The organism is Pseudomonas agronomica (genome assembly GCF_025917275.1).
Lineage (GTDB): Bacteria > Pseudomonadota > Gammaproteobacteria > Pseudomonadales > Pseudomonadaceae > Aquipseudomonas > Aquipseudomonas agronomica.
In genome coordinates this window covers 1-5,233 of sequence record NZ_JAOSHO010000365.1, presented here as the reverse complement: position 1 = coordinate 5,233, position 5,233 = coordinate 1, and the positions used below count along the sequence as shown (strand labels likewise).

Sequence of the window (5,233 nt, the reverse complement as noted above, 5' to 3'; positions counted from 1 at the left end):
TATACAGCTTGCTTGGCCATGATCGCCACGAACAGCTCTGAATCGAGCAGACCCTGCAGCCATTCCTGTAGTCGAGGGTAGGGCGCCTGGGCGAACCACTGGCGATCGACATGAGCGAACTGGCGCACGAACGGCAGCAGCGCGACGTCCGCCAGGCTCAGGTGCGCCGCCACCAGGAACGGTCGCGCTTGCAGCCGTTCTTCCAGCTTGCGCAGAAACGCTTCGCCTTCACTTCGATAGTGTTCCATCGGCTGTTCGGGATAACGCTCCGGGTATTTGTAGCGGTTCAGGTGAAGCTTGAATACCTGGTCGTTTTCCTCGATCAGCTCCGCCGTAAGCCGCTGGCCCTCGGGGTCGTCCGCCAGCCTCCAATCCTGCGGATCACGCTGGCCGAGTGCCCAGCGCATGATCTCAAGACTTTCATCGATGACTCGCCCGTCGACGTGCAACACCGGCACCGTGCCCTTGCTCGACAGCGCGAGCATTTCGGCTGGCTTGGCCTTGAGGCTGACCTCGACGATGTCCAACGCGATGGCGCTGTAGCGCAACGCCATCCGAGCGCGCATGGCGTAGGGGCAGCGGCGGAAGGAATACAGCGTGGCTTGGCTCATTTCACCTCCACCGTGCTCAGCCCGTTGCCCTGGCGGCGCACCTGGATCTGCACCGGGATCCGCTCGTGCATTTCCTGCACGTGGGAGATAACCGCGACCTTGCGGCCCTGGGCCTGCAAGCCATCGAGGGCATCCATCGCCAGTTGCAGCGACTCGGGGTCGAGGCTGCCGAAGCCTTCGTCGATGAACAGCGACTCGATTCTCAGCGTGCTCGACGCCATCGACGCCAGGCCCAGCGCCAGGGCGAGGGAGACGAGGAAGGTCTCGCCGCCGGATAACGAATGCACCGAGCGCAGTTCGTCACCCATTTCGGTGTCCATCACCAGCAACCCGAGCATGCTGCCGCCGCGCTTGAGGCGGTAGCGACGAACCAGTTGCCGCAACTGGGCGTTGGCGTGGTGCACCAGCAAATCGAGATTGTACGCCTGGGCCAGTTTGCGGAAGCGATCGCCGGTGGCTGAGCCGATCAGCGCATCCAGGCGTGCCCAGCGCTGGTACTCGGTGTAGGCCTGCTCGATCTGCTGGGCGAGGGCCTGGTTGGCGTTCTGTCGACGCTGGTCCTCGGCCTGTTGGGCACGCAGCTCAGCACACTGTTGTTCGCCGGCGGCGAATTGCTCGTGCAATGTGGCGAGGGCATCGGTCAACTGTTCGGCTGGCAGGTTGCCGTTGTCTTGCGCCTGGTGGTTGTGCAGGCGCTGCTCCCGTTCGGTGAGCAGCACACGAGCTTGCTCGATGGCTTTTTCGCTGTTGAGCAGGCGTTGTCGCAACTGCGCGACTTGTTGCTCGTCAAGGCTGAGCAGGGCGTCGAGCGCCGCGTCGTCCAGTTCCGGGTGAGAGGCGCGCCATTGGGCGATGCCCGCGGCCAACGTTTGCTGTTCGGCCTCCAGCGCCTGGGCCTGTTCATGCCGGGCCTTGAGTTCGGCCGCCAGTTGCACGAGGTTGTTACGCAGGTCCTGCAACTGTTGATTGGCGCTGGCCTCGGCCTGACGAGCCTGTTCCAGCGCCACGTCGAGCTGCTGCTGCCATTGTTCGGCGCTGGAGTGTTCGCCCAGCAGTTGTGTGAGTTTTTCCTGGCAGGCCTGTTGCTGTTCGGCCAGGGCATTGAACTGCTGTTGTGCCGATTCCAATTGCTGCGCCCGGACCTGCTGGCGATCCTGCTCTTTCTCCAAGGCTTGCTGGCGCTGAAGTTGCTCGGCGAGTTCTTCGCGTTGCTGTTCCAATTGCGCGAGGCGCTGGCTGATCCGTTGGTCAAGTGCCATGAACGTGACGGCCGGTTCGCTGCGCAGGGCCTGCAAGGTGTCGGCCGGCAACAGTGCGCTGAAGTGCTCGAGCTCCTCGTCCAGGCGCTGGCGATCCCGGGCCAATTCCTGTTGCTGGTTGCTCAGGTGCTGCGACGCTTGTTGGTTGGCTGTCTCTGCATCGCGCAGTTGCCGGGTCAGTCGCGCGGCGTCCTGTTGCAGGGTGAGCAGGGCTGCCTGGCGTTGTTCGTCCTGGCTGATGCGCAGTTGCAGCTGGCTGGTTTGCTGGGCCAGCCAGGCGTCGCGCTTGGGCGAATCCTGGACCAGCATTTGCGCCGACAGCGGGTGGGCTTCAAGGCTTGGCGCCAGGCTCTGATGCTGGGTGGCGAGTTGTTCCTGTTGTTGCTTGAACTCCTTGAGTTGTGCGATGACGCCGCTGTACTGCGCCCTGAGATCGATGACTTTTTCGTTGAGCAGGTCCACCGCCTTGCGGGCGTTGGCCTGTTCGCTTTCATCGAAGCGACCGAGGCTCTGCAACAGTGCTTCGGGCTGATGGTAAGGATGTTCGACGCTGCCGCACACCGGGCAGGGCTGGTTGTCTTGCAGTTGCTCGCGCAGTTGCTCGACGCTTTCGCTGCGGGCCAGGCGCTGGCGCTCCAGCAGTTCGCGGGTCACGGTCAGGGTCTGTTCGGCGATCGTCAGCTCGGCCTTGGCTTCGCCGCCTTCGCGCACCAGTCGGTCGCGTTCCTGCAAGGCCCGCTGCTGGCGTTGCTCAAGTTCCGCGCTGCGTTTGTCCAGTTCCTGCTGGCTGGCCCACAACCGAGCCAGTTCCTCGAATGCACGCAGTTGCTTGCGGTTGTCCTGCAAGAGGTTGCCGAGCAACTGGATCTGTTCGGCCACCGCCTGCGGTTCGGCGTCGGCCTCCTTGTAGAGCACTTCAAGGTCTTGGCGACGGGTTGCAAGGTCCTCGGCGGCACGCGCCGCGTTTTGCTCCAGCAGCGCCAGTTCGTCCTGGCCCTTGTTCAGCCGATTGCCGATCAGCATCAATTGTTGAAGGCGATCGCGATAGGCACCCCAGGCATCGCTCAGTGGTGCGAGCCCGATGCTTTGTTCCAGTTCACCGGCGATCCGTTGCAGGCGTTCGCCCACCTGTCGCTGCTGCTCCAGTAGGGAGTCGAGGGTGCGCTGGCCGTCGGTGCAAGCCAGTTGGGCCTGTTGCAGATGCTCGGCGCGCTGGCCGGCTTCCTGGGTCAGGCGAGCGAGGCTGCTTTGTTCATCGAACGCCTGGCGCAGCAGGGGCGCGTTGTCGGTGCTCTGCTGGCGGGCCGCGACCAGTGCCAGTTGCGCCACTCCCAGGCCTTTTTCCAATTCGCCCTGTTGTTCATGCAACTCGACTTGCTGCTGGGTCAGTTGCTGGATCTTGACCGCCAGCGGCTCGAACTGCCGGGCCAGTTCCGCCTGCCGGATGAACTGATGCCGTTGCGGCGCCAGTTGTTCCAGGCGGATCAGCTTCAGGCGTTCATCGGCCTGCGCCTCCCAATCGGCCTGGGCGTGTTGCATTTGCTCGGCGGCGCTGGCCTGTTCGTCCTGCAACTGGCGCAGTTCCTTGAGCCAGGTTTGTTGCTGCTCCAGTTGCTTGAGCTGCGCCTGTTGGGCCTTGAGTGCTTGCTGGGCCTGGTGGACGCGCTCATCCAGGTCGGCGCGGGCCTCGGGAGCCAGGGGCGTGACGCCGCTGGCCTGGTCCTGCAACTGCTTATGGGTTTCCTTGGCCTGCTTGGCCTTGTCGAAGGCGCGGCGGCCGAGACGGGTATACAGGGCGGTGTCGGTGAGCTTTTCCAGCAGTTCGCTGCGATCGTTGTCGTCGGCCTTGAGGAATGCGCTGAACTCGCTCTGTGCCAGCAACACGGCGCGGGTGAACTGCTCGAAGTTCAGGCCGAGGGCGGCTTCGAGTTGGGCCTTGTATTCGCCTTTCTGGCTGGCCAGTAGCTGATCGTTGTCCAGGTCCCGCAGGCTCTGGCGGCTGGCCTGCAGCTTGCCGGCGGCTTTTTCCCGGGCGCGATTGGCCTCCCAGCGGGCCCGGTAGCGGCGACCGTCGATGCCGCGAAAATCCACTTCGGCATAACCGTCGCCGGTGCCACGGCGCAACAGCGTGCGCGGGTCGCCCGTGGCGATTTCGCCGTCGGCGTCCGGCACCTTGGCGTCACGACCGGTGTTGTTCAGCCGTGGCACGGCGCCAAACAACGCCAGGCACAAGGCATCCAGCAGCGTGCTCTTGCCCGCGCCCGTGGGGCCGGTGATGGCGAACAGGCCGGCGCTGGCCAGCGGCTCGGCAGTGAAATCGATTTCAAAGGGCCCGGCCAGGGACGCAAGGTTCTTGAGGCGGATGGCGAGGATCTTCATGGCTGTTCGCTCTCCATCTGTACGTCCTGCAAGAGCACGGCGAAATCCTTCAGCGTCTGTTCGTCCACTTCGCTGCCGTAGGTGTCCTGCCAGGCGCGGCTGAACAAATCCTGCGGGCTGAGCTGATCCAGTTCGATCAACGCGGCACCTTCATCGGCGCCTGCGGTGGCACCGCTGCCGGCATATTCGGCGGCGATTCGCACCAGCCGCACGGCTTTGCCTTGCAGGGCCGTTTCCACTTGATGACGCAGGTCGGGTTGCGGCTCGTCGAGGCGCACCCGCACCTCCAGCCAGGGTTGGCGCTGGACATCGGCCAGCAGGTCAATATCGGGCAGGTCCTTGAGCTGCACCAGGACATCGGCCAGCGGCGCCGGGCCCAGGCGTTGCAGATTGACGGCGCGGGGGATCAGCCGTGGCTCGACGTTGAGCAGTTTCTCGCCGTCCAGGGTGATGTCGAGGATCTGGTGCTGATAGCCGATTTCCGAGAACGACAGCGGGATGGGCGAGCCGCTGTAGCGAATGCGCGTTTCCCCATTGACCTTCTGCGGCTTGTGCAAGTGACCGAGGGCGACATACGTGATGCTTGGGCCGAACAGGCTGGCGGGCAGCGCTTCGGCATTGCCGATGATCAGGCTGCGCTCGGAGTCCTCCGACACCGAGCCACCCGCCATGTGCGCATGGCTGACGGCGATCAGTGCCTGGCCTTTCTTGCGCTTGGCGTTGGCGGCGGCGATCAGCCATTCATGGACCTGGCCGATGCCCCGCAAGTAATCGTCCCCCAGTTTTGCGCCCGTGACCTCGGCCGGCCGCAGGAACGGCAGCGCCAGGCACCAGGCCCGGACCTTGCCCTTGGCGTCGGGCAACGGCAGCAACAGGCGCTCGACGTCCAGTTGTCCATCGTCCAGCCACAGGACGCGGCCCAGGGCATGGGTGCGCAAGCGGCGCATCAACGGCGCGGGCAGTTCTATACGCGAGCCGGAATCA

Annotated in this window: 3 protein-coding genes; all 3 read right to left on the bottom strand. The window is 64.4% G+C overall.

The features are described 5' to 3' along the window. On the bottom strand, positions 1 to 611 hold a 611-nt coding region (locus OC610_RS20620; RefSeq protein ID WP_264430309.1), incomplete at its 3' end, for a glutathione S-transferase. Beyond that, entirely contained in the window at positions 608 to 4,249 is a 3,642-nt protein-coding gene (locus OC610_RS20615; RefSeq protein ID WP_264430308.1) for an AAA family ATPase, read from the bottom strand. The genes OC610_RS20615 and OC610_RS20620, both read right to left, overlap by 4 nt. Then, positions 4,246 to 5,233: exonuclease SbcCD subunit D C-terminal domain-containing protein (locus OC610_RS20610; protein ID WP_264430306.1), on the bottom strand; the 988-nt coding region annotated here is incomplete at its 5' end. The genes OC610_RS20615 and OC610_RS20610, both read right to left, overlap by 4 nt.

Coding starts and splice junctions, on each gene's coding strand:
- OC610_RS20615 (WP_264430308.1), bottom strand. CDS start 4,249: ATGAAGATCCTCGCCATCCGCCTCAAGAACCTTGCGTCCCTGGCCGGG.